The organism is Geoalkalibacter ferrihydriticus DSM 17813, from assembly GCF_000820505.1.
GTDB lineage: Bacteria > Desulfobacterota > Desulfuromonadia > Desulfuromonadales > Geoalkalibacteraceae > Geoalkalibacter > Geoalkalibacter ferrihydriticus.
The window spans coordinates 1-1,873 of sequence record NZ_JWJD01000019.1; the positions used below are offsets into that span (position 1 = coordinate 1).

General features: G+C 59.7%; 2 protein-coding genes and 1 pseudogene. All 3 read left to right on the plus strand.

Annotation, left to right across the window (positions count from 1 at the left end):
• Positions 1–57: 57 nt before the first annotated feature.
• Positions 58–117: pseudogene (locus tag GFER_RS19860) on the plus strand (hypothetical protein); the annotation flags it as partial.
• 227 nt (positions 118–344) lie between these two features.
• Positions 345–548 (plus strand): hypothetical protein, encoded by a 204-nt coding sequence (locus tag GFER_RS19470; RefSeq protein WP_235264126.1) that lies wholly within the window; start codon positions 345–347, stop codon positions 546–548.
• Positions 549–842: 294 nt separating this feature from the next.
• The coding region (locus tag GFER_RS17290; RefSeq protein ID WP_459542349.1) for a Cache 3/Cache 2 fusion domain-containing protein at positions 843–1,873 on the plus strand (1,031 nt) is incomplete at its 3' end.

A 1,873-nucleotide genomic window follows, 5' to 3' on the forward strand; every position in this document is an offset into this window, starting at 1 on the left:
AACAAGACCCGTCAAGGCGAGGGCATCGCGGGGGAAACGGCGGCGGCCCTCGATGAAATCGCCTCCAACATCACCAAGGTCTCCGATCTGGTGAGCGAAATCGCCGCAGCCGCCAACGAGCAGGCCGAAGGCATCGGCCAGGTCAACACGGGCTTGGGCCAGATCGACCAGGTGACCCAGCAGAACACGGCGAGTGCCGAGGAATCGGCAGCCGCCGCGCAGGAACTCTCGGGCCAGGCGGCGCAGTTGCGTCAACTCTTGCAGCGCTTCCGGCTTAAGGGGCAGGGCGGAGNGCCGAGGAATCGGCAGCCGCCGCGCAGGAACTCTCGGGCCAGGCGGCGCAGTTGCGTCAACTCTTGCAGCGCTTCCGGCTTAAGGGGCAGGGCGGAGCCTCCCCCGAACCTCGGCAAGCCGTGGTCTCGGCAGGAAAGCCGCAAGAGCGCCCGAGCGTCTCTTCGGCCGCCTGGGGAGGAGCAAACGGTACCCAGGCCGCCAAGGGTGCGCCACCGGCCATTGCCCTGGACGATGATGAGTTCGGTCGATACTGATCCTGCCGATGAGAGGAGAATGAAATGAAGTTGAATCTATTTAAAAAAATCTTGTTGATCGCTTTGGCTTTGCTCGTTTCTGCGTCTGTTGCGGTTAGCGTGACCATGTATGTCGCGGCTTCTCACCTGGCGCGCGATCTGGTTGATGAAGTGGGTACGGCCAAATTGGAAGGTGATGTGCGCTCCGCGTTATTGTATTTGCAGCGGCATTTTGGCCATGTGCGTCTTCAAGACGGGCGGCTGGTCGGCCAGGATGGCCAGGCTCTCGACGGCAGATATGACGTGGTTGATGAAATGCAGCGCGATCTTGGCGTGGTGGCGACCATCTTTATGCGGGAAGGCAACGATTTCACCCGTGTTCTCACCAACATCAGGACTGCGGACGGCAAGCGGGCGGTAGGCACACGCCTTGGTCAACAAAGCGCGGCTTACGAACCTGTACGGCAAAAAAAGCTCTATATTGGCCCGGCGGTCATCTTGGGCGACACTTATCTAACAGCCTATGATCCCTTGCTGGACGCATCGGGCGAACTTATTGGCATCGTATTTATCGGTATATCGCAAGCACAAACGGATGCAACGATTGCCGGTGGGCTTCAACGCATGAATCAAGCAGTTCTGGTGGTGTTTGTCATGCTGGCGTTTGGCGGGCTTTCCGCCGCATGGTACTTTGCGCGCGGTATTTCAAGACCCATTTTGTCGGCCGCAGGGATGGTCAATGCATTGGCGCTGGGCGATTTGAGGCAACGGCTGACATTGAAGCGTGGGGATGAAATCGGCGAACTGGTGCAAAAACTCAATCTTCTGGCGGATTCTCAAAAAAAGCATAGCGATTTGGCACAGCAGATAGCCCAGGGCAATTTGGACGTTCAGGTCACGCTGTCATCCGATCAAGATGAATTGGGAAAAGCGTTGCAGACAATGACCCGTCAACTCAATGAAGTGATCTCGCAAATTCAGGTCGCCGGCGAGCAAATCGCCACGGGGTCCGGTCAGGTCGCCGACGCCAGCCAGTCGCTCTCCCAGGGGGCGACGGAGCAGGCCAGTTCGTTGGAGGAGATTTCCGCCTCGGTGAACCAGATGGCNGGTCAGGTCGCCGACGCCAGCCAGTCGCTCTCCCAGGGGGCGACGGAGCAGGCCAGTTCGTTGGAGGAGATTTCCGCCTCGGTGAACCAGATGGCTTCCCAGACCAACCAGAGCGCGGAAAACGCCGGCCAGGCCAACCGTCTGTCGGCCGAGGCCAAGCAGTCGGCCGAGCAGGGTCGCGGCCGCATGCAGGCCATGGTGCAGGCCATGGGCGAGATCAGCGCGTCGAGCAACGACAT